At 69.1% G+C, this 21303-nt stretch carries 33 protein-coding genes; 2 read left to right on the top strand and 31 right to left on the bottom strand.

The annotated features are described in order from the left end of the window. The first annotated feature begins 67 nt into the window (after positions 1 to 67). A complete protein-coding gene (locus ABZV06_RS23935) occupies positions 68 to 619 on the top strand; it encodes a hypothetical protein (protein WP_355242106.1) in 552 nt (183 codons plus the stop codon). A gap of 129 nt (positions 620 to 748) precedes the next feature. Here ABZV06_RS23935 and ABZV06_RS23940 read toward each other — a convergent pair whose 3' ends face one another. From ABZV06_RS23940 to ABZV06_RS23950, 3 genes are read right to left on the bottom strand one after another with little or no spacing between them, the layout of a single operon-like run. After that, a complete protein-coding gene (locus ABZV06_RS23940) occupies positions 749 to 1711 on the bottom strand; it encodes an aldo/keto reductase (RefSeq protein ID WP_355242109.1) in 963 nt (320 codons plus the stop codon). 37 nt (positions 1712 to 1748) lie between these two features. Then, positions 1749 to 3428 carry an ATP-binding cassette domain-containing protein gene (locus tag ABZV06_RS23945; RefSeq protein ID WP_355624339.1) on the bottom strand — a complete coding sequence of 560 codons (1680 nt, stop codon included), beginning with the start codon at positions 3426 to 3428 and terminating at the stop codon, positions 1749 to 1751. Positions 3429 to 3469: 41 nt separating this feature from the next. Further along, positions 3470 to 4075: a methyltransferase gene (locus ABZV06_RS23950; RefSeq protein WP_355624342.1), complete on the bottom strand. Its 606-nt coding sequence runs from the start codon at positions 4073 to 4075 to the stop codon at positions 3470 to 3472. A gap of 102 nt (positions 4076 to 4177) precedes the next feature. On the opposite strand from ABZV06_RS23950, the gene ABZV06_RS23955 reads away from it, so the two are divergent. Beyond that, the gene (locus tag ABZV06_RS23955; RefSeq protein WP_355242118.1) at positions 4178 to 5230 is read left to right on the top strand and encodes a hypothetical protein; all 1053 of its coding nucleotides are present in this window, start codon (positions 4178 to 4180) and stop codon (positions 5228 to 5230) included. A gap of 104 nt (positions 5231 to 5334) precedes the next feature. Here ABZV06_RS23955 and truA read toward each other — a convergent pair whose 3' ends face one another. From truA to rpsS, 28 genes are all read right to left on the bottom strand, one after another. Beyond that, positions 5335 to 6165: a tRNA pseudouridine(38-40) synthase TruA gene (truA, locus tag ABZV06_RS23960; protein ID WP_355242121.1), complete on the bottom strand. Its 831-nt coding sequence runs from the start codon at positions 6163 to 6165 to the stop codon at positions 5335 to 5337. 70 nt (positions 6166 to 6235) lie between these two features. Next, positions 6236 to 6796 carry a 50S ribosomal protein L17 gene (gene rplQ, locus ABZV06_RS23965; RefSeq protein ID WP_355242124.1) on the bottom strand — a complete coding sequence of 187 codons (561 nt, stop codon included), beginning with the start codon at positions 6794 to 6796 and terminating at the stop codon, positions 6236 to 6238. Positions 6797 to 6830: 34 nt separating this feature from the next. Beyond that, positions 6831 to 7853 (bottom strand): DNA-directed RNA polymerase subunit alpha, encoded by a 1023-nt coding sequence (locus tag ABZV06_RS23970; protein WP_007465227.1) that lies wholly within the window; start codon positions 7851 to 7853, stop codon positions 6831 to 6833. A 98-nt stretch (positions 7854 to 7951) separates the two neighbouring features. Then, positions 7952 to 8578: a 30S ribosomal protein S4 gene (rpsD, locus tag ABZV06_RS23975; protein ID WP_007465229.1), complete on the bottom strand. Its 627-nt coding sequence runs from the start codon at positions 8576 to 8578 to the stop codon at positions 7952 to 7954. A 13-nt stretch (positions 8579 to 8591) separates the two neighbouring features. After that, a complete protein-coding gene (gene rpsK / locus ABZV06_RS23980; RefSeq protein WP_030329919.1) occupies positions 8592 to 8999 on the bottom strand; it encodes a 30S ribosomal protein S11 in 408 nt (135 codons plus the stop codon). Positions 9000 to 9086: 87 nt separating this feature from the next. Further along, the gene (rpsM, locus tag ABZV06_RS23985; RefSeq protein WP_007465236.1) at positions 9087 to 9467 is read right to left on the bottom strand and encodes a 30S ribosomal protein S13; all 381 of its coding nucleotides are present in this window, start codon (positions 9465 to 9467) and stop codon (positions 9087 to 9089) included. 261 nt (positions 9468 to 9728) lie between these two features. Then, positions 9729 to 9842 carry a 50S ribosomal protein L36 gene (gene rpmJ, locus ABZV06_RS23990; RefSeq protein WP_043965539.1) on the bottom strand — a complete coding sequence of 38 codons (114 nt, stop codon included), beginning with the start codon at positions 9840 to 9842 and terminating at the stop codon, positions 9729 to 9731. 91 nt (positions 9843 to 9933) lie between these two features. Further along, positions 9934 to 10155 carry a translation initiation factor IF-1 gene (gene infA, locus ABZV06_RS23995; protein WP_007073013.1) on the bottom strand — a complete coding sequence of 74 codons (222 nt, stop codon included), beginning with the start codon at positions 10153 to 10155 and terminating at the stop codon, positions 9934 to 9936. Positions 10156 to 10503: 348 nt separating this feature from the next. Then, entirely contained in the window at positions 10504 to 11079 is a 576-nt protein-coding gene (locus ABZV06_RS24000; RefSeq protein ID WP_355624352.1) for a DUF1707 domain-containing protein, read from the bottom strand. A 193-nt stretch (positions 11080 to 11272) separates the two neighbouring features. Beyond that, positions 11273 to 12124: a type I methionyl aminopeptidase gene (gene map, locus ABZV06_RS24005; protein WP_355242131.1), complete on the bottom strand. Its 852-nt coding sequence runs from the start codon at positions 12122 to 12124 to the stop codon at positions 11273 to 11275. An 88-nt stretch (positions 12125 to 12212) separates the two neighbouring features. Then, on the bottom strand, positions 12213 to 12866 hold the full coding sequence (locus ABZV06_RS24010) for an adenylate kinase (protein ID WP_088950228.1): 654 nt from the start codon (positions 12864 to 12866) through the stop codon (positions 12213 to 12215). Next, on the bottom strand, positions 12867 to 14195 hold the full coding sequence (gene secY, locus ABZV06_RS24015; RefSeq protein WP_355242134.1) for a preprotein translocase subunit SecY: 1329 nt from the start codon (positions 14193 to 14195) through the stop codon (positions 12867 to 12869). Between the two features lie 232 nt (positions 14196 to 14427). After that, a complete protein-coding gene (gene rplO / locus ABZV06_RS24020) occupies positions 14428 to 14871 on the bottom strand; it encodes a 50S ribosomal protein L15 (RefSeq protein WP_355242137.1) in 444 nt (147 codons plus the stop codon). After that, positions 14871 to 15053 (bottom strand): 50S ribosomal protein L30, encoded by a 183-nt coding sequence (gene rpmD / locus ABZV06_RS24025; protein ID WP_030329904.1) that lies wholly within the window; start codon positions 15051 to 15053, stop codon positions 14871 to 14873. The genes rplO and rpmD overlap by 1 nt, the downstream gene beginning before the upstream one ends. After that, positions 15053 to 15667, bottom strand: a complete 615-nt coding sequence (rpsE, locus tag ABZV06_RS24030) for a 30S ribosomal protein S5 (RefSeq protein ID WP_007465263.1) — start codon at positions 15665 to 15667, stop codon at positions 15053 to 15055. Before rpsE ends, rpmD begins: the two co-directional genes overlap by 1 nt. Positions 15668 to 15700: 33 nt before the next feature. Then, a complete protein-coding gene (rplR, locus tag ABZV06_RS24035; RefSeq protein ID WP_030329901.1) occupies positions 15701 to 16090 on the bottom strand; it encodes a 50S ribosomal protein L18 in 390 nt (129 codons plus the stop codon). After that, entirely contained in the window at positions 16087 to 16629 is a 543-nt protein-coding gene (gene rplF / locus ABZV06_RS24040) for a 50S ribosomal protein L6 (protein ID WP_355242142.1), read from the bottom strand. Before rplF ends, rplR begins: the two co-directional genes overlap by 4 nt. A gap of 16 nt (positions 16630 to 16645) precedes the next feature. After that, positions 16646 to 17053: a 30S ribosomal protein S8 gene (gene rpsH, locus ABZV06_RS24045; protein ID WP_007465270.1), complete on the bottom strand. Its 408-nt coding sequence runs from the start codon at positions 17051 to 17053 to the stop codon at positions 16646 to 16648. Positions 17054 to 17168: 115 nt separating this feature from the next. After that, complete coding sequence (locus ABZV06_RS24050) at positions 17169 to 17354, bottom strand: type Z 30S ribosomal protein S14 (RefSeq protein ID WP_007073023.1); 186 nt, start codon at positions 17352 to 17354, stop codon at positions 17169 to 17171. A gap of 1 nt (position 17355) precedes the next feature. Beyond that, complete coding sequence (rplE, locus tag ABZV06_RS24055; RefSeq protein WP_355050758.1) at positions 17356 to 17922, bottom strand: 50S ribosomal protein L5; 567 nt, start codon at positions 17920 to 17922, stop codon at positions 17356 to 17358. Beyond that, positions 17922 to 18242 carry a 50S ribosomal protein L24 gene (rplX, locus tag ABZV06_RS24060; protein ID WP_355242147.1) on the bottom strand — a complete coding sequence of 107 codons (321 nt, stop codon included), beginning with the start codon at positions 18240 to 18242 and terminating at the stop codon, positions 17922 to 17924. Before rplX ends, rplE begins: the two co-directional genes overlap by 1 nt. Then, positions 18239 to 18607 carry a 50S ribosomal protein L14 gene (gene rplN, locus ABZV06_RS24065; protein WP_007465279.1) on the bottom strand — a complete coding sequence of 123 codons (369 nt, stop codon included), beginning with the start codon at positions 18605 to 18607 and terminating at the stop codon, positions 18239 to 18241. The genes rplX and rplN overlap by 4 nt, the downstream gene beginning before the upstream one ends. A 93-nt stretch (positions 18608 to 18700) precedes the next feature. Then, on the bottom strand, positions 18701 to 18979 hold the full coding sequence (gene rpsQ / locus ABZV06_RS24070) for a 30S ribosomal protein S17 (protein ID WP_355242152.1): 279 nt from the start codon (positions 18977 to 18979) through the stop codon (positions 18701 to 18703). Continuing rightward, entirely contained in the window at positions 18976 to 19212 is a 237-nt protein-coding gene (gene rpmC / locus ABZV06_RS24075) for a 50S ribosomal protein L29 (RefSeq protein WP_007465283.1), read from the bottom strand. Before rpmC ends, rpsQ begins: the two co-directional genes overlap by 4 nt. After that, on the bottom strand, positions 19212 to 19637 hold the full coding sequence (gene rplP, locus ABZV06_RS24080) for a 50S ribosomal protein L16 (protein ID WP_053653940.1): 426 nt from the start codon (positions 19635 to 19637) through the stop codon (positions 19212 to 19214). Before rplP ends, rpmC begins: the two co-directional genes overlap by 1 nt. A gap of 3 nt (positions 19638 to 19640) precedes the next feature. Continuing rightward, positions 19641 to 20510 carry a 30S ribosomal protein S3 gene (gene rpsC, locus ABZV06_RS24085; RefSeq protein WP_007465294.1) on the bottom strand — a complete coding sequence of 290 codons (870 nt, stop codon included), beginning with the start codon at positions 20508 to 20510 and terminating at the stop codon, positions 19641 to 19643. Next, positions 20510 to 20968, bottom strand: coding sequence for a 50S ribosomal protein L22 (gene rplV, locus ABZV06_RS24090; RefSeq protein ID WP_007465297.1), 459 nt, complete (start codon positions 20966 to 20968; stop codon positions 20510 to 20512). Before rplV ends, rpsC begins: the two co-directional genes overlap by 1 nt. Positions 20969 to 21010: 42 nt before the next feature. Then, positions 21011 to 21292 carry a 30S ribosomal protein S19 gene (gene rpsS / locus ABZV06_RS24095; RefSeq protein WP_007465299.1) on the bottom strand — a complete coding sequence of 94 codons (282 nt, stop codon included), beginning with the start codon at positions 21290 to 21292 and terminating at the stop codon, positions 21011 to 21013. Positions 21293 to 21303 lie beyond the last annotated feature (11 nt).

Consider the following 21303-nt stretch of genomic DNA (forward strand, 5'->3'; position numbering starts at 1 on the left):
CGATCGAGGCCCCTTCCCGACGCTCCGGTGTCGGGGAGGGGCCTCGCTCATGAGGGAGTGGACGTCCATGACGCGTATCCGCACGGTGGTCGCCGCCGTCCTGGTCGGACTGACCCTGACCGTGTTCGCCGCTGCCCCCGCGGCCGCTCAGGCTGCTCAGGCCGCCCGGGCAGGGCAGGCCGACAAGCTCAAACTCATGGTGGCCGGCGACGGCGCCGAGGGGGTCACCATCCAGGCCACCTACCCCGACGGGCGTCGGCTGGACCGGGTGGTGCGACTGATCCTCACCGCCACCGGCCCGGACGGGCAGGAAATCGGGCCGGTGCAGTTGGAGCCGCAGCCTGAGGGGCAGGGCTTCTACAGCAGCGGTCCGGTGCTCACCGCCGGCACCTGGAAGGTCACGGTGAACTCCCCCGCCCCACTGCCGGGTGAGGCCACCGCAACGGTGCAGGCCCGTGCCGCGCAGTCTCCGCCCCCGCCGGAGCCGGTCGCGGTGACCAGAACGGCTGACGGCGCGGGCGGCACGGGCTGGTGGCCGTACGCGGCGGCCGGCCTGGTCGTCGTCGCCCTGGCGATGGGGGTGGCCATGCTGTTCGGCCGCCGCCGCACCACCATCTGACCGACTCGTGATCGACTCGGCTTCCCTGAGGTCGGGGTGTCCAGCGCAACAGGTCACCCCGACTTCAAGGAACGCGAGTGGATCAAGCGCGGCGAGCCGTCGAGCGACGGAACCGGGACGGCACCGGGCTCAGAGGATGTCGCGCAGGGCCGTCAGGTCGTCGTCGGTCGGCTCCCAGGTGCCGGCGGCGGCGTTGGCGTGCACCTGCTCGGCGGTGGTGGCACCGGCGATCACCGAGGTCACCGCCGGCTGGGCGGCCAGCCCACCGATCGCCACCTGGAGCATCGTCAGACCCCGCTCGTTCGCGTACGCCTCGATCGCCTCGATGGTGTCCCAGTCCGCGGCGGCGAGCCGGTCGGCGTACCGGCCACCGCCGGAGAGGCGGCTGCCGGCCGGCGGCTGCTCGCTGCGCTTGTACTTGCCGGTGAGCAGGCCGTTGGCGAGCGGAAAGAACGGCAGCATGCCGAGGCCGAACCGCTCGCAGGCCGGGATCACCTCGGCCTCCACCGAGCGTTCCAGCAGGCTGTAGTGGTTCTGCGCGCTGATGAAGCGGGCCCGGCCGTTGGACGAGGCGACCCAGTCCGCGTCGGCGACCTGCCAGCCGGCGAAGTTGGAGTTGCCCAGGTAGCGCACCTTGCCGTCGCGGACCAGGTCGTCCAGGGCGGCGAGGGTCTCGTCGATCGGCGTACCCGGGTCGGGCTCGTGCATCTGGTAGAGGTCGATGTGGTCGGTGCCGAGCCGACGCAGCGACGCCTCGACCGCGCGGGCGATGTAGCGCCGCGCGCCCCGGGCGCCGAAGTCGGGCCCGTTGAGGCCGTTCATGTCCATGCCGAACTTGGTGGCCACCACGACGTCGTCCCGGCGGCCTTTGAGCGCCTGCCCGAGCAGCTCCTCCGAGCCACCCTGCGGTTCGCCGTAGATGTCGGCGGTGTCGAACAGGTTGATCCCGGCGTCCAGGGCCGCGTCCACCACCGCTCGCGTGCCGTCGAGGTCCAGCTTGCGGCCGAAGTTGTTGCAGCCGATTCCGACGACGGACACCACGAGCCCGGAGTCGCCCAGCCGGCGATAGGTCATCTCAGTCACGAGATCCACCCTATGCCGGCCGGACGCCCTCCTGCCCGACGACCGATCAGCCGACGTCCCAGACGGGTTCCGGGGTCTCCACCACTTCGTTGTCACTGCGGAACAGCACGAACCGGTCGAAGGAGCGGGTGAACCACCGGTCGTGGGTGACCGCGATCACCGTCCCCTCGAAGGCGTTCAGGCCGACCTCCAGCGCCTCGGCGCTCGCCAGGTCGAGGTTGTCGGTCGGCTCGTCGAGCAGCAGCAGAGTCGCCCCGGACAGCTCCAGCAGCAGCACCAGGAAACGGGCCTGCTGCCCACCGGAGAGGGTGCCGAAGCGCTGGTCACCCTGCCCGGCCAACTCGTACCGGCTGAGCACCCCCATTGCCGCGTGCCGGTCCATCCCCTGGCGGTGCTCGTCACCCCGCCACAGGATCTCGACGAGCGTCTTCCCCATCAGCTCCGGTCGGTCGTGGGTCTGCGAGAAGTGCCCGGGACGGACCCGCGCGCCGAGCCGGGCCACACCGTCGTGCGCCACCGGGGCGAGCGCACCCGCGCCGTCGACCGGCCCGTTCGCCGGGTCCGGGTCGCTGCCACCGCGCGCCAGCAGCCGCAGGAAGTGCGACTTGCCGGTGCCGTTGGCACCGAGGACCGCCACCCGGTCGCCGTACCAGATCTCCAGGTCGAAGGGGAATGTCAGGCCGTCCAGCTCGAGCTTGTCGCAGACGACCGCGCGCTTGCCGGTCCGCCCGCCGGTCAGCCGCATCCGGATGTCCTGGTCCTTCGGGGGTACGGGCGGAGGCCCGGCCTCCTCGAACTTGCGCAGCCGGGTCTGCGCGGCCTGGTAGCGCGAGGCCAACCCGTCGTTGTACGCCGCCTTCTGCTTGTACATCAGCATCAGCTCGCGCAGCTTCTGGTGTTCCTCGTCCCAGCGTCGGCGCAGCTCGTCGAGGCGGGCGTGCCGGGCGACCCGCGCCTCGTACCAACTGGCGAAGCCACCCGGGTGCACCCAGGCGCTGCCGCCCTCGACGGCCACCACCCGGTCGGCGGTCTGGGCCAGCAACTCGCGGTCGTGTGAGACGTAGAGCACCGACTTCGTCGACTCGCGCAGCCGCGCCTCCAGCCACCGTTTGCCGGGCACGTCGAGGAAGTTGTCCGGCTCGTCGAGCAGCAGCACCTCGTCCGGGCCGCGCAGCAGCAGCTCCAGGGCGAACCGTTTCTGCTGCCCGCCGGAGAGCGTGCGCACCGGCCGCTCCCGAACGGCGTCCCACGGCTGGTCGAGCACGATGGTCGCGACGGTGTCGAACAGCACCTCGGCGTCGTACCCGCCGGCCTCGCCCCAGGCGCCCAGCGCGTCGGCGTACGCCAGCTGTGCCTTGCCCGCGGTGTTGCTGAACTTGCCGTGGGCCTCGGCCGCCCGCATGGCCGCCTCGGTTTCGCCGAGCCGGCGGCCGGCGTCGCGCAGCGCCGGCGGGGCCAGCGACAGGGCGAGGTCGTGCAGCGTCGTCTCGTCACCGATCATGCCGATGAACTGCCGCATCACGCCCAGCCCGCCGGCGCGCGCGACGCCGCCCGTCTGGATCGGCAGGTCACCGGCGACCATTCTCAGCAGCGTCGTCTTGCCCGCGCCGTTCGGCCCGACCAGGGCGACCTTGGCCCCCTCACCGACCCGGAACGACACGTCGGCGAAGAGTTCCCGACCGTCCGGCAGGCTGTGCCCGACCGCTGCCACGTCCACGTATCCCACGCGGGGATACTGCCCCAGCCGGGGCCGCCAGGGACATCCAATTACCGGGTGACGCGCAGCACCCGGAAGCCCTTCTGGCTGGCGTGCCGCTCGACCTGCCAGCCCTGGTTGGTGAGCCAGCGTTGGAGCGAGTCGCCGCCGAGGTGCCGGGCGACGACCAGCCACCCCACGCCGTCCGGGGCGAGTCGGGGCAGCCAGCGCAGCAGCAGCTCGTGCAGCTCGTCCTTTCCGATGCGGATGGGCGGGTTGGACCACAGCTCGGCGAACGTCAGATCCGCCGGTACGTCGTCCGGCGCGCTCACCCGGACCCGGTCGCCGGCACCGATCCTCGCCGCGTTGGCGGTGGTGAGGTCGCGGGCGCGGGCGTTGACGTCGACCGCCCAGACGGTGCTCGCCGGTGCCACGTCGGCCAGGACGCACGCGATGGGGCCGAACCCACAGCCGAGGTCGAGCAGGTCGCCGGTGGTGTCGGCGGCGGGCAGGTCGGCCTTGCGCAGGAGTACGGCGGTGCCGGGGTCGAGACGGCTGGCGGAGAAGACACCACCGGCCGAGACGAGCCGGTAGTCGCGGTCGGCGACGGAGAATTCGACCTCGCGCGCCGGTGCGTCGCTGGCGGGCTGCGCGGTGAAGTAGTGGTCGCCGGTCACGCGGCAATTCTCGCACCGGCTCCGGCGGGTCACGACACTGCCCACACCTACATTTCCCCAATATTATCCCCTAAAGGGACAATCACTCCTACTCTGGGCGACATGGTGTATCGGTACGAGTCCGAAGAGGACGCATTCGAGGACCCCGAGCCCGGGTCCGACCTGGACGTGCTCGGCGCCGGTCCGCCTCCGCCAGCCGGTCCCTCACCGTCGCGGTTCCCCGCGCCGTCGCTGCCCCGACCCAACCAGTTGGTGCTGCCGTCGACCCAACCGCCGCCGCCCGCCCGCGTCAGCGCCCCGATCGCGGCTCCCCGCAGCCAGGTCTACACGTCGGCCCAACCGGTGGAGACGCCCGCGCGGCGCGGGGGCGGGAGGCTCTGGCAGGTACTGGTCGGCGGCGCAGCCGTCCTCGTGCTGCTCGCGCTCTGCGGCCTGGGCGCCGCCGCGCTCCTGGCGGATCGCGATCCGGACCCTCAGCCCACCCCGACGTACCAGCCGAACGCCTCCGCGTCGGCTCCCGCCCAACGGCAGGATCTGGACTCCCGGTTCACCGACCAGGCGCCGCTCACCGCGAAGGAACTCTTCCCCGGCAAGGAACTCAAACTTGCCGACGGACAGGCCGCCTACCAGGTGCTCAAGACCCAGTCCAGCGGCAGTTGTGCCGTCGCCGCCACCGACGAGGTCGCCAACCTGCTGGTCCTGCTCGGCTGCAACCAGGTCGTCCGGGCGACGTTGCGGGCTCCCGGCGGCGACCACCTGATCACCACCGGCCTGTTCAACCTCACCGACAAGGTCAGCGCCGAGCGGGCTCGGGACCGAATCCGGCAGATCCTCGACGACCGGCAGGGTCGGTTCCGTGGCCTCACCGACGGCGCCGACACCGACGCGCTGACCAGCGCTCCGGCACGGGTCGGCTGGCAGGTCCGGGGCCACTACCTGGCGTACGCGCTGGTGGTCCGCGCCGACGGCACCGCGGTCAGGTCCGGCGACACCAGGATCCGGGAAATCCTGTTCGACATGATCGAGGTACACCTGAGCCGCGGTGTCCTGCAACGGCGAGCCGAGACCGGCACGGCCGAGCAGCCGACGCCAGCGCCCACCCAGGGAAGCGGCAGCCAGAACGGCAGCGGGGACGACGATCTGCCCGGCGACTGATCCGCCACCGCGTCTCAACGGGTGTGCCGCCGAGAAGGTGGCACACCCGTCGTCGTCCCGGCCCGGCCCGCGTGGGTCCCGGTGCCGATCGGATGCGACAGTCGTCAGCCCTCGACCGGTACGCGCAGCCGACGCGTCAGGTCCGCGCGTCGGGCGTAGTCGGCCGGGTCGTCCGGGTAGCCGACCGCCACCAGCGTCAACCCGTGCGCCGGAGCCACCGTCACCTCGCTGGAACGCTCCTGCCGGTCGAGCAGACTGCCCGGCCACCGCACCGGCCGGCGACCGTCGCCGGCCGCGAGCATCGCCCCCACGAGACTGCGCACCATCGCCTGGCAGAACGCGTCGGCCTGCACGGTGGCGACCAGGACGCCGTCCGGGTCACGCCGCCAGTCCAGTCGGGTCACCTCGCGCAGCGTCGTCGCGTTCTCCTTGCGCCGGCAGTACGCGGCGAAGTCGTGCTCACCCACCAGACCCTCGGCAGCGGTGTTCAGGGCCGCCAGGTCCAGCGCGCGCGGCCAGGCCAACACCTCGTGCCGGCGCAGCGGCTCCGCGCCGTACGGGGCGTCGGTCACCCGGTACTCGTACCGTCGGAAGGTGGCCGAAAAGCGGGCGTCGAAGTCGGCGGGCACCTCGGTCATCGCCCGCACCCGCACGTCGGTGGGGAGCAGCCGCGCCAGCCGGCGCAGCAGCCGTCCCTCGTGCTCCCGCCACACCTCGACGGGCAGGTCCAGGTGGCAGACCTGACCGGAGGCGTGCACCCCGGCATCGGTCCGACCCGCGACGGTCAGACCGGTCGCGGTGCCCGCTCCCAGGACCAGATCCAGGGTCTCGACGAGCACCCCGGCGACGGTCCGCCGCGTCGGCTGGGGCGCCCAGCCGGAGAAAGCCGCGCCGTCGTACGAGACGTCCAGCCGCAGCCGAATCCGCTCGTCCACCTCGTACCTCCTGTTACGGGTCGGGCCCGACACCCCGAAAGGGGTGCCGGGCCCGCACTGATGCCCGAGGTCAGGCCTTGTTCTCCTCGGTGGCGAGGTCGCTGTCCTCGCGCGCCTCGGCGGTGTCACCGGAGGCCGACACCGGCGCCTCGGAGTCCTGGTCGACGTCGGCCGACTTCGGAGCCTCCTCGGCCGGGGCGAGCGCCTCGACCTTGTCCTGCTGCGCGGCCTTGCGGGCGGCGGTCTTCTTGTTCGCCTTCGGCTCGGCGACCTGAAGCTCCTCCACCAGCTCGATGATGGCCATCGGCGCGTTGTCACCCTTGCGCGGACCGGTCTTCACGATCCGGGTGTAACCGCCGGGGCGGTTGGAGTACCGGGGCGCGATCTGGTCGAACAGGGCGTAGACGACGTCCTTGTCCTTGACGACACCCAGCACCCGCCGCCGCGAGGCGAGGTCGCCGCGCTTGGCCTTGGTGATGAGCTGCTCGGCCAGCGGACGCAGCCGCCGGGCCTTCGTCTCGGTGGTCTGGATCTTGCCGTGCTGGAACAGCGCGGTGGCCAGGTTGGCGAGCATCAGCCGCTCGTGCGAGGGGCTGCCGCCGAGGCGGGGGCCCTTGGTGGGCGTGGGCATTTTTGGTGCTCCTCAGTTGTGGCGGCAGCGCGGACTAGAGCTGCTCGGTCTCGCGGTAGTCGTCGGTGTCGTAGTCGGCCTCGCCGAAGGTGTCCACGACGTGCGCCGGGTCGAAGTTCGGAGCCGAGTCCTTCAGCCCGAGACCCATCCCGGCGAGCTTCATCTTGACCTCGTCGATCGACTTCTGACCGAAGTTGCGGATGTCGAGGAGGTCGGCCTCGGTACGCCCGATGAGCTCACCAACGGAGTTGATGCCCTCGCGCTTGAGGCAGTTGTAGGAGCGGACGGTCAGGTCCAGCTCCTCGATCGGCAGAGCGAGGTCAGCCGCCAGCTGGGCGTCCTGCGGGGACGGCCCGATGTCGATGCCCTCGGCCGTCTCGTCCAGCTCACGGGCCAGCCCGAACAGCTCCACCAGCGTCGAACCGGCGGAGGCCAGCGCGGTGCGCGGACCCATCGACGGCTTGGTCTCGACGTCGATGATGAGCCGGTCGAAGTCGGTGCGCTGCTCGACGCGGGTCGCCTCGACGCGGTAGGTCACCTTCAGCACCGGCGAGTAGATCGAGTCCACCGGGATGCGGCCGATCTCGGCACCGGACTGCTTGTTCTGTGCGGCCGTCACGTAGCCCCGGCCCCGCTCGACGGTCAGCTCCATGTCGAGCCGGCCCTTGCCGTTCAGGGTCGCGAGCTTGAGGTCCGGGTTGTGCACCGAGACGCCGGCCGGGGGCTGGATGTCGCCCGCCGTCACGTCGCCCGGGCCCTGCTTGCGCAGGTACATGCTGACCGGCTCGTCGTGCTCGGAGCTGACGCACAGCTCCTTGATGTTCATGACGAGCTCGACCACGTCCTCCTTGACACCGGGGATCGTGGTGAACTCGTGCAGCACGCCGTCGATCTTGATCGAGGTGACCGCCGCACCCGGGATCGACGACAGCAGCGTGCGCCGCAGCGAGTTGCCCAGCGTGTAGCCGAAGCCCGGCTCGAGCGGCTCGATGGCGAACCGCGACCGGGTCTCGTTGATCGACTCCTCGGAGAGGGAGGGTCGCTGGCTGATGAGCATGTTGTCTCTTCTCTTCCGGGACGCCCGCTATTTGACGTCCGCGACACAAACTGTTCCGGTGGCCCGCCCCGAAGGGCGGACCACCGCAACGAGCCCGACTACTTGGAGTAGAGCTCGACGATCAGCTGCTCCTGGACCTGCGTGTCGATGACCTGCCGGGCCGGGAGGGAGTGCACGAGCACCTTCATCTGGCTGGGGATAGCCTCCAGCCAGGCCGGCACCGTCTTCGAACCGGCCTGAGCCTGCGCCACCACGAACGGGGTGAGCTCCTTGCTCTTACCCCGGACCTCGATGATGTCGTGCTCCTTGACGCGGTACGACGGGATGTCGACCTTCTTGCCGTTCACCGTGAAGTGACCGTGCTTGACCAGCTGGCGGGCCATGTCCCGCGAGTGGGCGTAGCCGGCCCGGTAAACGACGTTGTCCAGCCGCGACTCGAGGATCTGCAGGAGGACCTCACCGGTCTTGGCCTGCTTGCCGACGGCTTCCTCGTAGTAACCGCGGAACTGCTTCTCCAGCACGCCGTAGACACGACGGGCCTTCTGCTTCTCACGGAGCTGGAGCAGGTACTCCGTCTCCTTCGTGCGGCCGCGGCCGTGCTGCCCGGGCGGGAACGGCCGGGACTCGAACGGGCACTTCGGACCATCGCACTTGCTGCCCTTGAGGAACAGCTTCATCTTCTCCCGCCGGCAACGGCGGCAGTCTGCACCGGTGTAACGAGCCATCTCTCTCTACCTCTCAGACCCGGCGACGCTTCGGCGGACGGCACCCGTTGTGCGGCTGCGGGGTGACGTCGGCGATCTGCCCGACCTCGAGGCCCACGGCCTGCAGCGAACGGATGGCGGTTTCCCGGCCGGAGCCGGGGCCCTTGACGAACACGTCGACCTTGCGCATGCCGTGCTCCATGGCGCGACGCGCGGCGGCCTCGGCGGCCAGCTGCGCGGCGAACGGAGTCGACTTGCGGGAGCCCTTGAAGCCCACCTGGCCAGCGGAGGCCCAGGAGATGACCGCACCGGTCGGGTCCGTGATGGACACGATGGTGTTGTTGAACGTGCTCTTGATGTGCGCCTGCCCGTGGGCGACGTTCTTGCGTTCCTTGCGCCGGACCTTCTTTACAGCGGCTCCGGCACGAGCCTTCGGTGGCATAAGTCTGTGCGCTCCTAGTTGACTTTCCGGACTGGGTTGCGGCCTGGCCCGCCTCGACGGCGGCCGACCCCGTCATCCGGGTAAGAACTACTTCTTGCCGGGCTTCTTCTTGCCGGCGACAGTCCGCTTCGGGCCCTTGCGGGTCCGCGCGTTGGTCTTGGTCCGCTGGCCACGCACGGGCAGGCCCCGGCGGTGCCGGATGCCGGCGTAGCAGCCGATCTCGACCTTGCGGCGGATGTCAGCGGCGACCTCGCGGCGCAGGTCGCCTTCAACCTTGTAGTTGCCCTCGATGTGGTCGCGGAGCTGCACGAGCTCCTCGTCCGTGAGGTCCCGAGCGCGCTTGTCCGGCGAGATGCCGGTAGCGGCGAGTGTCTCCAGGGCGCGGGTGCGACCGACCCCGAAGATGTAGGTGAGCGCGATCTCCATCCGCTTCTCGCGGGGGAGATCCACGCCGACTAGACGTGCCATGTGCGGGCGTACTCCTCGTGATGTGTGGCGGAGGTGTGGACCCGCCCCACCCCGCTACCGGCCGTCCCGTCCTTCCGACGCTGTCAGCGCCGGCGACCGGGATCGGTCGCTGCCCAAGCGGGCCCCGGCCTCCGACCGGGGGTCAACCACGATTGAGTACGCGCTGCGTACCGCTCGCGGCTGGGACGAGCATGTGCTGTGCTGCCTGGATCTGCGGCCGGGACCGATCCGACCGGCCGTATCACGGCCGGTGGGACTGAGTCAGCCCTGGCGCTGCTTGTGGCGCGGGTCGCTGCAGATGACCATGACCCGGCCGTGCCGGCGGATAACCCGGCACTTGTTGCAGATCCTCTTGACGCTCGGCTTGACCTTCACGGTTGCCTTACTTCCCATCTGGCCCGGGGACGCGCCATGCGCGACACCGGACGTCGAAGACGGACACGGGACTTCCCGGCCGTCGTCAGGACTACTTGTAGCGGTAGACGATGCGCCCGCGGGTCAGGTCGTACGGCGAAAGTTCGACGACGACCCGGTCCTCCGGAAGGATGCGGATGTAGTGCTGCCGCATCTTGCCGCTGATGTGAGCCAACACCTTGTGGCCGTTCGCGAGCTCTACCCGGAACATGGCGTTCGGCAGGGGCTCGATGACCCGACCCTCGATCTCAATGGCTCCGTCTTTTTTCGGCATGTCCTCCGCTGTCCTGACGTCGATTGCTCCGGGCGGCCCACAACGTCTTACACGGAAATCTGATCAGAATCAGAAGCCCGCGCCAGCCGCGGCTCCAGCTCCCACCGAAGCGCAGGGTGGGCATGCCGGAGTGGACGCTGTGCGCCGATCTGAAAGTGTACGCCCGCCTGCGGGCCGCCGCAAAACCGGCCACCCCACCCGCGCTCAACCGCGCCGCCAAACCGCGTTGATCATGAAGTTGTTGCCCTCAATCACGGCGTGTCGCGACAACAACTTCATGATCGACGGTGGGGGTGGCTGGGTGGGTGGGGCGGGGGGTGGGGGGTGGTCGGGCGGTGGGTGGGGTGGTCAGGGGGTTCTGGGGGTTCTGGGGGGATCGTGTGGTTCGTCTGGGTCGGTGGGTCGCAGTTCGCGGCGGCGCTCGCGCTTGGCTCGTTTGCGCTGGCGGCGGCGCTCCCGCTCGATGGCCTCACGTCGTGGCTCACCCCGGGTCAGGCCCGCGACCGTGCGGATCGCCAGCACCGCCCCCCACGGCCCGGCCACCCAGACCGGCCAAAAGTACAGCAGCTCGCCACTGAGCAGGGAGGTCACCGCCCAGACGGTCACCACGACGGCAATCACCCGCAGGTACGGCAACCAGACCTCAGCCAACCACCGGGCGGTCACCCTGCGCACCACACCGGCGGCCGGCTCGTCGGGACTGCCGACCGGCACACCGGCGGCCGGCACCGCCTCCAGGGCAGACCGCTGCTTCGGCATCACCGGCGGCAGATCGGTCAGCAGCGCGTCCAACTCGCCGTACGTGCGCGCGGCAAACGCCCGTTGCAGCCGCTCGTCGTACTCGTGCAGGTCCAGACGGCCCTCGTTGAGCGCTACCCGCAACCGCTCGGCCACCGTCTCCCGGTCCGCGTCCGCCGCCCGCATCTCGTCGCGCCCGCCCATGCCGGCAAGCATGCCACCGCCGCGCCAGCGGTGCCCGACCCGCCGGGCGGCCCCGGGACCACATCGTCGATCTCAGGGTGATCCAGCGATCTGATGCCGCCACAGCGGCGATACGGAGTCGATCGACACGCTGGCGCTGGCGTCACGCGGCGAGGGTCGCCGGCGGGGCCGGAGGTCAGGAGGTCGTCGACTCGGCGGGCTGGCGGGCCGTCACGAGGCCACCCAGGCGGGCTCGGCCCCCGTCGAAGGCGGTGAGCACCCAGACGCCGTCGGGCAACAGCGCCATCGAGTGCTCGACGTGCGCCGCTATCGACCCGTCCCGCGTGACGACCGTCCAGCCGTCGGCCAGTTCGACCGTGCGCGGCGAGGCCATGGTGATCATCGGCTCGATCGCCAGCGCCATGCCGGGGACCAGACGCGGCCCCTTGCCCGGCCGGCCATGGTTGAGCACGTGCGGATCCTGGTGCATCTCAGTGCCGATGCCATGCCCGCCGTAGCCGTCGACGATGCCGTAACGGCCGCCCTTGCGAACGGCGGTCTCCACGGCGTGCGAGATGTCGGTGAGGCGGCCCTTGCCGTTGGCCGCACCGCGGGCAGCGGCGGCGATGCCGGCCCACATGGCGTCCTCGGCGACCTCGGCCATCTTCAGCAGCGCCGGATCGACGTCACCGACCCCGACGGTGATCGCGGAGTCGCCGTGCCAACCGTTCAGCACCGCGCCGCAGTCGATCGAGATGAGATCGCCGTCGGCCAGGACCTGGTCCGGCGCGGGGATCGCGTGCACGATCTGCTCGTTCACGGAGGAACAGATCGACGCCGGGAAGCCGTGGTACCCCTTGAACGACGGGACGGCACCCGCCTCCCGGATCGTCGACTCGGCAATGGCATCCAGATCGGCGGTGCTCACGCCCGGCGCCACCGCCTCGCGCATGCGACGCAGGGCCTCGGCGACCACCAGACCGGCGGCGCGCATCATCTCGATCTGGTCAGGGGTCTTCAGCTGGATGTCCAGCTGGGGACGACGCATGGAGCGGTTACCTTTCGTTGCCGAAACAGCGGGGCACGTCTCGCGTACCCCGCTGTTCGCACTCTATCCGCCGCGATGCGGCGGGACCTCAGCCGCCGTACGACCGCAGCGCGTCGATGGCCCGGGTGGTGACGTCCTCCACGGGGCCCGTGGCGTCGATCCCGACCAGCTTGCCCTGGGCGCCGTAGTAGTCGACCAGGGGGGCGGTCTTCTCGCTGTACTCCCGCAGACGGGTCGCGATGGTCTCCGGCTTGTCGTCGTCGCGCTGGAACAGCTCGGCGCCGCACCGGTCACAGATGCCCGGACGGGTGGTGGCGTCGAACTCGACGTGCCAGATCTTGCCGCAACCCCGGCAGGTACGCCGGCCGGAGAGCCGCCGGATCACCTCGTCGTCGTCGACCACCAGCTCCAGGACCAGATCCAGCGCGGTGCCCAGGTCAGCGAGGAGCTTGTCCAGAGCGGCGGCCTGCGGAGTGGTCCGCGGGAAGCCGTCGAGCAGAAAGCCCTCGCTGGCGTCGGGCTCGGCCAGCCGATCCCGGACCATGTTGATGGTGACCTCGTCCGGGACCAGCTCGCCAGCGTCCATGTAGCGCTTTGCCTCGACACCGAGTGGCGTGCCCTGGGTGACGTTCGACCGGAAGATGTCCCCGGTCGAGATCTTGGGCACCGAGAGGTGTGCGGCGATGAACTCGGCCTGTGTGCCTTTGCCCGCGCCGGGCGGGCCAACCAGAACGAGTCTCATCTACCGCAGGAACCCTTCGTAGTTCCGCTGCATCAGTTGGCTCTCGATCTGCTTCACGGTCTCCAGACCGACGCCGACCATGATGAGCACAGCGGTGCCACCGAACGGGAAGTTCTGGTACTGCTGGTTGTCCAGCCAGATGAAGAAGAAGTTCGGCAGGATCGAGATGATGCCCAGGTAGAGCGCGCCCGGCAGGGTGATCCGGCTGAGGATGAAGTCCAGGTAGTCGGCGGTCGGCTTGCCCGGACGGATGCCCGGCACGAACCCGCCGTACTTCTTCATGTTGTCCGCGACCTCGGTCGGGTTGAACGTGATCGACACGTAGAAGTACGTGAAGAAGATGATCAACAGGAAGTAGACCGTGATGTAGATCGGGCTGGCCGGTGCGACCAGGTTGTTCTGGATCCAGGCCTGGATCTTGCCGGGGTCGTTCTGGTCGAAGAACTGGAGAGCCAGCTGCGGTAGGTAGAGCAGCGACGAGCCGAAGATGACCGGGATGACACCCGCCTGGTTGACCTTGAGCGGGATGTAGGTCGAGGTGCCGCCGTACATCCGCCGGCCGATCATCCGCTTGGCGTACTGCACCGGGATCCGGCGCTGCGCCTGCTCGATGAAGGTGACCGCGGTGATGACCACCAGAACCAGCGCGATGACCAGGGCGAACATGTCCCAGCCCTTGCTGGTCTTGATCTGCCAGCCCTCGCCGGGCAGCCGGGCCGCGATCGAGGTGAAGATCAGGACCGACATGCCGTTGCCGACACCGCGGTCGGTGATCAGCTCGCCGAGCCACATGACCATGCCGGTGCCGGCGGTCATGGTGATCACCAAGATGGCCAGCGTCAACCAGTCCGGGATGCCGGTGCCCTCGGGGATGATCGGGAACTGGTCGCAACGGTTCTGGAACAGCTGGCCGGAACGGGCCAGGGCCACGAACGCCGACGCCTGGAGCACACCAAGGCCCAGCGTCAGGTAGCGGGTGTACTGCGTGATCTTCGCCTGGCCGGCCTGGCCCTCCTTGCGGAGCTGCTCGAGGCGCGGGATCACGACGGTCAGCAGCTGCAGGATGATCGACGCGGTGATGTAGGGCATGATGCCCAGCGCGAAGACCGAGAGCTGGAGCAGCGCCCCGCCGGAGAAGAGGTTGAGCAGATTCAGCGGGCCCGTCGTATCGCCCGAGATGGAGTCAAGGCACTTCTGCACGTTGCCGTACGAGACGCCCGGGCTGGGCAGCGTGGCACCCAGCCGGTAGACCGCGATGATGCCTACTGTGAACAGCAGCTTCTTGCGCAGGTCAGGCGTACGGAACGCACTGAGAAAGGCGGACAGCAACTTCTTCCTCCTGCGCGAGGCGGGCCGCCGGTGATCCCTGGCGGGTCGGGGTGCATCCCGGGCGAGTGCCCGGAATCCATGGCTGGGATGGGACTCTAACAGCCCTGTCCCGCTCCGGGCAGGTGCGCCCGGCTACATAAACCGATTCCGATATTACCGGGCGCATGGGCCCCAGGCAGACCTAGGCGCCCGCCAGTTGCTCGCAACTGGACGGGCGCCGAGGTCGTACGCCTTACAGCTCGGTGACGGAGCCACCGGCGGCGGCGATCTTCTCCTTGGCCGACGCGCTGAACGCGTGCGCCGACACCTGGAGCGCCACCCCGCCAAGGTCCCCGGTGCCGAGGACCTTGACCGGCTGGCCCTTGCGGACCGCGCCGGCCTCAACCAGCTCGAGCGGGCCGACCTGGCCGCCGTTCGGGAACAGCTCGGCGAGCCGGTCCAGGTTGACCACCTGGAAGACCACCTTGAACCTGTTCTTGAAGCCCTTCACCTTCGGCAGCCGCATGTGGATGGGCATCTGCCCACCCTCGAACGCCGCCGAGATGTTCTTGCGGGCCTTGGAGCCCTTGGTACCGCGACCGGCGGTCTTGCCCTTGGAACCCTCACCGCGACCCACACGGGTCTTCGCGGTCTTGGAACCGGGCGCCGGGCGCAGGTGGTGCACCTTGATCGTCATTACTCGACCTCCTCGACCTTCACGAGGTGGTTGACCGTGAAGATCATGCCGCGGATCTCGGGCCGGTCCTCCTTGACCACCACGTCGTTGATCCGCTTGAGACCGAGCGAACGCAGCGAGTCACGCTGGTTCTGCTTGGTCCCGATACCGGACCGGAGCTGGGTGACCTTCAGGCGTGCCATCAGCGCGCCACCCCCGCACGCGACGCCAGCATGGCGGCCGGCGCGACGTCCTCCACCGGCAGGCCACGACGCGCCGCGACCTGCTCGGGGGACTCAAGCCCCTTCAGGGCCGCCACGGTGGCGTGCACGATGTTGATCGGGTTGGACGAGCCGAGGCTCTTGGAGAGCACGTCGTGGATACCCGCGCACTCCAGCACGGCACGCACCGGACCACCGGCGATGACACCCGTACCGGCCGAGGCCGGCTTGAGCAGCACCACGCCGGCCGCGTCCTCACCCGTCACCGGGTGCGGGATCGACTGGCCGATCCGCGGAACCTTGAAGAAGTGCTTCTTGGCCTCCTCGACACCCTTGGCGATCGCCGCGGGCACCTCCTTGGCCTTTCCGTAGCCCACGCCGACCGTGCCGTCGCCGTCGCCCACGATCACCAGGGCGGTGAAGCTGAAGCGACGACCACCCTTCACGACCTTGGCGACGCGGTTGATCGCGACGACCCGCTCAAGGTGCGGGGTCTTCTCGACGGGCGCGTTTCCACGGCCGCCCTCACGGCGGTTGTCGCGGCGACCACCCTCGTTGCCACCGGACCCGCCGCCACGGCGCTGTTGACCTGGCATCAGCAGCCTTCCTTATCTCTCGTGACGGGGTTGTTAGAACTCGAGCCCGGCTTCGCGGGCAGCGTCGGCAAGCGCGGCGACTCGCCCCGCGTACCGGTTGCCACCGCGGTCGAAGACGACCTTGGAGACGCCGGCGGCCTTGGCCCGCTCGGCGAGCAGGGCGCCCACCTTGCCGGCGAGGGCGCTCTTGTCGCCCTCCGCACCGCGCAGCGAGGCGTCCAGGGTCGACGCCGACGCCAGGGTGTGACCCTTGGTGTCGTCGACGATCTGGGCGACCATGTGCCGCAGCGAACGGGTGACGACCAGGCGCGGACGCTCGGCCGTACCGCTGACGTTCTTGCGGACGCGGAAGTGCCGACGCGCACGCCCAACGGCGCGCTTGGCGGCGACGCCGCGGCGGCGCTTGAGCAGCGTGGCGCTCACTTCTTACCTGCCTTTCCAGCCTTGCGGCGGATGACCTCGCCCTGGTACTTGACGCCCTTGCCCTTGTAGGGCTCCGGCGGGCGGATCTTCCGGATGTTGGCGGCGACCTCACCGACCTGCTGCTTGTCGATGCCGGCCACGTGGAACAGGGTCGGCCGCTCCACCGTGAAGGTGATGCCCGCCGGGGCGGGGACGACCACCGGGTGCGAGAACCCGAGCGCGAACTCGAGGTCCGAGCCCTTGGCAGTGACCCGGTAACCGGTGCCGGCGATCTCCAGGCTCTTACGGTAGCCCTCGGTCACGCCGACGATCATGTTGGCGACCAGGGTACGGCTCAGGCCGTGCAGTTCCTTGGCCTTGCGCTCGTCGTTCGGGCGGTTGACGTTCAGCTGCCCGTCCTCCGCGCGCTCGACCGTGATCGGCTCCGCGATGGTGTGCTGGAGCTCGCCCTTCGGGCCCTTGACCTTGACGGTCTGCCCGTCGATCGTGATGTCGACGCCGGATGGCACCGGGATCGACTTACGTCCAATTCGCGACATTTCTACCAGTCTCCCGTTACCAGACGAAGGCGAGGACTTCCCCGCCAACACTCCGCTTGCGGGCCTGCCGGTCGGTCAGCAGTCCCTGGGACGTCGAAATGATCGCCACGCCCAGCCCACCGAGCACCCGCGGGAGCCCGTCCGACTTGGCGTACACCCGGAGACCGGGCTTGGACACGCGCTTGATGCCGGCCAGGCTCCGCTCCCGGTTCTGGCCGTACTTCAGCTCGACGACCAGTCGCTTGCCGACGGCGCCCTCCTCGGGCTCCTCGACCGACCAGGTGGCGATGTAACCCTCGGCCTTCAGGACCTCGGCGATGTTCGCCTTGATCTTGGAGTAGGGCATCTTCACCTGATCGTGGTACGCCTGGTTGGCGTTACGCAGACGCGTGAGCATGTCTGCGATCGGGTCGGTCATCGTCATGGATTTCGTCAGCCTTTCTCGCCGGGGTTCCCGGGGCATCAGCCCCGGGCCTACGGCGAAGAGCAATACCTAATCGGTACAGGAGTTCCCGGCCGGAGCCAGGAAGCGGTCGCCCTTACCAGGAAGCCTTGGACACACCCGGCAGCTCACCGCGGTGGGCCATCTCCCGGATGCAGACCCGGCAGAGCCCGAACTTGCGGTAGACCGCCTTCGGACGCCCGCACCGCTGGCAGCGGGTGTACGCGCGAACCGAGAACTTCGGCTTCGCGGCCGCCTTGAGGATCAGCGCCTTCTTGGCCATCTCAGTTCTCCTTGAACGGGAAGCCCAGGAGCTTGAGCAGCGCCCGACCCTCGTCGTCAGTCGTGGCGGTGGTGACCACCGTGATGTCCATGCCCCGCTGGCGATCGATCCTGTCCTGGTCGATCTCGTGGAACACCGACTGCTCGGTCAGACCGAACGTGTAGTTGCCGTGCCCGTCGAGCTTGCGCCCGTCCAGACCGCGGAAGTCACGGATACGCGGCAGCGCGATGGACAGCAGCCGGTCCAGGAACTCCCACATACGGTCGCCGCGGAGGGTCACCTTCGCGCCGATCGGCATGCCCTCGCGGAGCTTGAACTGCGCGATGGACTTGGTCGCCCGCCGCACCTGCGGCTTCTGGCCCGTGATCGTGGCGAGGTCGCGGACCGCGCCGTCGATCAGCTTGGCGTCGCGAGCAGCCTCGCCGACACCCATGTTGACGACGATCTTGACCAGCCGCGGCACCTGCATGGGGTTGCCGTAGCTGTTCTGCTCACGCAGCTGGGCCACGATCTCGTTGCGGTACCGCTCCTTGAGGCGCGGCATGGTCTTTTCGGTAGCCGTGGTCATCACAGGTCCTTACCGGTGCTACGCGCGATGCGGACCTTCTGGCCGTTGTCGTCGAACCGGTAACCGACGCGGGTCGGCTTGCCGTCGGAGTCCAGGACCTGCACGTTCGAGACGTGGATCGGGGCCTCCTGAGTGACGATGCCGCCGGTCTTGGCGCCACGCTGGGTGGTGCTGATTCGGGTGTGCTTCTTGACCCGGTTCACGCCCTCGACCAGGACCTTGTCCTGCCGCGGGTAGGCCGCGATGACCTTGCCCTTGGCACCCTTGTCCTTGCCGGCGATGACGACGACCGTGTCGCCCTTCTTGACCTTCACGGTCACAACACCTCCGGCGCGAGGGAAATAATCTTCATGAACCGCTTGTCCCGCAGCTCCCGACCCACCGGGCCGAAGATGCGGGTACCGCGCGGGTCCCCACCGTCCTTGATGATGACGGCGGCGTTCTCGTCGAAGCGGATGTACGAGCCGTCCGGCCGCCGCCTCTCCTTGGCCGTGCGAACGACGACAGCCTTGACGACGTCGCCCTTCTTCACACCGGCACCCGGGATCGCGTCCTTGACCGTGGCCACGATGACGTCGCCGATGCTCGCGTAGCGCCGACCCGAGCCACCGAGAACCCGGATGCACAGGATCTCCCGAGCACCCGTGTTGTCGGCGACGCGCAGTCGCGACTCCTGCTGAATCACGTCTATCTCCTATGTCTGCCGGTTCTCCGGCCGCCGGAGCGGCCGGAGCCTGGCGGAACCTACGCCCGACGCAGCGCCGGGCTCGAGCCTTCGCTACTTGGCCTTTTCCAGGATCTCCACGATCCGCCAACGCTTGGTGGCGCTCAGCGGCCGGGTCTCCATAATGAGAACCCGGTCACCGGTGCCAGCGGCGTTCTGCTCGTCGTGCACCTTCAGCTTGGCCGTACGGCGCATGATCTTGCCGTACAGCGCGTGCCGAACCCGGTCCTCGACCTCGACAACGACGGTCTTGTCCATCTTGTCGCTGGTCACCAGGCCCTCGCGGACCTTGCGGCGCGACCGCGCGGCGGCGGTGGCAGTCTCTTCGGTCATGATGCAGTCACCTCAGTCGGCGCGGCCGAGAGCCCCAGCTCGCGCTCACGCATGATCGTGTAGATCCGGGCGATCTCCCGACGGATGACCTGCAACCGCCGGTTGTTGTCCAGCTGCCCGGTTGCGGCCTGTACGCGGAGGTTGAACAGCTCCGCCTTGGCCTCCCGCAGCTTCGTGACCAGCTCCTCTTCGGAGAGCTCACGCAGCTCGGTCGCCTTAACGCCCGCTGCCATCAGGATTCACCCACTTCGCGCGTAACAATGCGGCACTTCATCGGGAGCTTGTGGATCGCGCGACGCATGGCCTCTCGCGCGGTCTGCTCGTTGGGGAAGGACATCTCGAAGAGAACCCGCCCCGGCTTGACGTTGGCGACCCACCACTCGGGCGAACCCTTACCGGAACCCATCCGGGTCTCGGCGGGCTTCTTGGTGAGGGCCTGGTCCGGGAAGATCGTGATCCAGACCTTGCCACCACGCTTGATGTGGCGAGTCATCGCGATACGTGCCGACTCGATCTGCCGGTTCGTCACGTACGCCGGCTCGAGAGCCTGAATCCCGAACTCGCCGAACACCACCCGGTTACCACCCTTGGACGCGCCACTGCGGTCCGGGTGGTGCGGCTTGCGGAAGCCCTTCGGGGGCTTGCGCGGCATCAGCATCTGTCAGCCCTCCTGCTGCGTCTCTGCCGGAGCAGCAGCGGCGGCGACAGCAGCGCTGTCGACCGGCTCGCCGCTCGGCGTCTCGGCCTGCTGCGCGATGGTGGTCGCAGCAGCGCGACCGGCCTCGGTGCCACCAGCCGTGGTGCCGGACGAACCCGACCGACCACGGCGCGGACGCTCGGGACGGTCGCCGCGCTCACCACGACGCGGGCGGGACGGACCGGCCTCGGCCGGAGCCTCCCGGCCCGGGACGGCGTCGCCCTTGTAGATCCAGACCTTCACACCGATCCGACCGAACGTGGTACGAGCCTCGAAGAAGCCGTACTCGATATTGGCCCGCAGCGTGTGCAGCGGAACCCGGCCCTCACGGTAGAACTCGGTCCGGCTCATCTCGGCGCCGCCGAGGCGACCCGAAACCTGAACCCGGATGCCCTTGCAGACCGGGTTCTTCATCGCCGACTGCATGGCCTTGCGCATCGCCCGACGGAAGCTGACCCGGCTGGACAGCTGCTCGGCCACGCCCTGCGCGACGAGCTGAGCGTCCGACTCGGGGTTCTTCACCTCGATGATGTTGAGCTGGACCTGCTTGCCGGTGAGCTTCTCCAGCTCGCCGCGGATCCGGTCGGCCTCCGCACCCTTACGGCCGATGACGATGCCCGGCCGGGCGGTGTGAATGTCGACCCGGACGCGGTCGCGGGTGCGCTCGATGTCGACCTTGGAAATCCCGGCACGCTCGAGGCCCTTGGACATCATGCGGCGGATCTTGACATCCTCGCCGATGTAGTCCTTGTAGAGCTTGTCCGCGAACCAGCGGGACTTCCAGTCGGTCGAGATGCCGAGCCGGAACCCAGTGGGGTGAACCTTCTGACCCATTACTCGGCATCCTCCGTCTTGCTCTGCGCTTCGGCCGGTGCGGCCTCCGTGGCCGGAGCGGCCTTCTTGGCCGCGGCCTTCCTCGGCGCTGCCGGCGCGACCGCCTCGACCGCCACGGTGATGTGGCAGGTGCGCTTGCGGATCCGGTACGCCCGACCCTGCGCCCGCGGCTGGAACCGCTTCATCGTCGGGCCCTCGTCCACGAACGCCTCGCTGACGAGCAACGCGTCAGGGTCCAGCCGCTCGTTGTTCTCCGCGTTGGCGATCGCGCTAGCGAGCACCTTGTACACCTGCTCGCTCGCAGCCTGCGGCGCGAACTGCAGCACCGTGAGCGCCTCCTTCGCGGGCAGGCCGCGGACGAGGTTGACCACCCGGCGCGCCTTCATCGGCGAGATGCGCACGTGCCGCGCAACCGCCCGCGCGCCCGGAAGCACCGGAGCGTCGCCCTTTCCTGGCATCGCTGTAACCCCTTGTTCCCTCTATCCGTATGCCTGGCGGCGTCAGCGCCGACGGCTCTTCCGGTCGTCCTTCTCGTGACCCTTGAAGGTGCGGGTCAGCGCGAACTCGCCGAGCTTGTGCCCGACCATCGCCTCGGTCACGAACACCGGGACGTGCTTGCGTCCGTCGTGCACGGCGATCGTGTGCCCGAGCATCTCGGGGATGATCGTCGAGCGCCGCGACCAGGTCTTGATCACGTTCTTGGAACCCTTGTCGTTCTGGACTTCCACCTTCTTGAGCAGGTGGTCGTCGACGAACGGGCCCTTCTTCAGGCTGCGAGGCATGTCTTATCTCC

Origin of the sequence: Micromonospora sp. NPDC005172, from assembly GCF_040608555.1 — a bacterium.
GTDB lineage: Bacteria > Actinomycetota > Actinomycetes > Mycobacteriales > Micromonosporaceae > Micromonospora.

Coding starts and splice junctions, on each gene's coding strand:
- rplF (WP_355242142.1), bottom strand. CDS start 16,629: ATGTCGCGAATTGGACGTAAGTCGATCCCGGTGCCATCCGGCGTCGAC.
- rplO (WP_355242137.1), bottom strand. CDS start 14,871: ATGACGATCAAGGTGCACCACCTGCGCCCGGCGCCCGGTTCCAAGACC.
- ABZV06_RS23955 (WP_355242118.1), top strand. CDS start 4,178: ATGGTGTATCGGTACGAGTCCGAAGAGGACGCATTCGAGGACCCCGAG.
- rplQ (WP_355242124.1), bottom strand. CDS start 6,796: ATGCCCACGCCCACCAAGGGCCCCCGCCTCGGCGGCAGCCCCTCGCAC.
- rplV (WP_007465297.1), bottom strand. CDS start 20,968: ATGCCAGGAAAGGGCGACGCTCCGGTGCTTCCGGGCGCGCGGGCGGTT.
- ABZV06_RS24000 (WP_355624352.1), bottom strand. CDS start 11,079: ATGCGGGCGGCGGACGCGGACCGGGAGACGGTGGCCGAGCGGTTGCGG.
- rplP (WP_053653940.1), bottom strand. CDS start 19,637: ATGCTGATGCCGCGCAAGCCCCCGAAGGGCTTCCGCAAGCCGCACCAC.
- rpmC (WP_007465283.1), bottom strand. CDS start 19,212: ATGGCAGCGGGCGTTAAGGCGACCGAGCTGCGTGAGCTCTCCGAAGAG.
- rplE (WP_355050758.1), bottom strand. CDS start 17,922: ATGACCACGGCTACCGAAAAGACCATGCCGCGCCTCAAGGAGCGGTAC.
- rpsQ (WP_355242152.1), bottom strand. CDS start 18,979: ATGACCGAAGAGACTGCCACCGCCGCCGCGCGGTCGCGCCGCAAGGTC.
- rpsD (WP_007465229.1), bottom strand. CDS start 8,578: ATGGCTCGTTACACCGGTGCAGACTGCCGCCGTTGCCGGCGGGAGAAG.
- infA (WP_007073013.1), bottom strand. CDS start 10,155: ATGCCGAAAAAAGACGGAGCCATTGAGATCGAGGGTCGGGTCATCGAG.
- rpsM (WP_007465236.1), bottom strand. CDS start 9,467: ATGGCACGTCTAGTCGGCGTGGATCTCCCCCGCGAGAAGCGGATGGAG.
- rpmD (WP_030329904.1), bottom strand. CDS start 15,053: ATGGCACGCCTGAAGGTCACCCAGCTCCGGTCCGGTATCGGGACCAAG.
- rpsK (WP_030329919.1), bottom strand. CDS start 8,999: ATGCCACCGAAGGCTCGTGCCGGAGCCGCTGTAAAGAAGGTCCGGCGC.
- rpsS (WP_007465299.1), bottom strand. CDS start 21,292: ATGCCTCGCAGCCTGAAGAAGGGCCCGTTCGTCGACGACCACCTGCTC.
- ABZV06_RS23935 (WP_355242106.1), top strand. CDS start 68: ATGACGCGTATCCGCACGGTGGTCGCCGCCGTCCTGGTCGGACTGACC.
- map (WP_355242131.1), bottom strand. CDS start 12,124: ATGCGTCGTCCCCAGCTGGACATCCAGCTGAAGACCCCTGACCAGATC.
- rpsE (WP_007465263.1), bottom strand. CDS start 15,667: ATGCCAGGTCAACAGCGCCGTGGCGGCGGGTCCGGTGGCAACGAGGGT.
- rpsH (WP_007465270.1), bottom strand. CDS start 17,053: ATGACGATGACCGACCCGATCGCAGACATGCTCACGCGTCTGCGTAAC.
- ABZV06_RS24050 (WP_007073023.1), bottom strand. CDS start 17,354: ATGGCCAAGAAGGCGCTGATCCTCAAGGCGGCCGCGAAGCCGAAGTTC.
- ABZV06_RS24010 (WP_088950228.1), bottom strand. CDS start 12,866: ATGAGACTCGTTCTGGTTGGCCCGCCCGGCGCGGGCAAAGGCACACAG.
- rpsC (WP_007465294.1), bottom strand. CDS start 20,510: ATGGGTCAGAAGGTTCACCCCACTGGGTTCCGGCTCGGCATCTCGACC.
- ABZV06_RS23970 (WP_007465227.1), bottom strand. CDS start 7,853: ATGCTCATCAGCCAGCGACCCTCCCTCTCCGAGGAGTCGATCAACGAG.